At 60.2% G+C, this 269-nt stretch carries 1 protein-coding gene; it reads left to right on the forward strand.

Features of this window, described 5'->3' with window-relative positions; all coding sequences use genetic code 11:
• Positions 1 to 21: 21 nt before the first annotated feature.
• A partial coding sequence (locus C1X29_RS28580) for a hypothetical protein (protein WP_146023315.1) occupies positions 22 to 269 on the forward strand: 248 nt, incomplete at its 3' end.

Raw genomic sequence — 269 nt, forward strand, 5'->3', positions numbered from 1 at the left:
GTCCTCGCGTCAGCACCGCAGATGCCACGACTTTCGGTGATGCTCTGGTACGCCTATCACGCACCCTACTGCCATATCTTCGCGTTCCTTGCCGGCCTCGCGACGGCGCGACTCTTTCTCCAGGTGCGTGACCGTCCGGTTGCTCGGCACGAGACCACTGTCGCGCACGGCATCGCGACCCTCTGCATTGCGTTCATTCCGTTCAGCGTCTGGCAAGGCTGGGGGGACTTCAACTCCTTCATCAACTTCATCCATGCCAACTTCTGGAA

Source organism: Pseudomonas sp. GW456-12-10-14-LB2 (assembly GCF_002884345.1).
GTDB classification, from domain to species: Bacteria; Pseudomonadota; Gammaproteobacteria; order Pseudomonadales; family Pseudomonadaceae; genus Aquipseudomonas; species Aquipseudomonas paraglycinae.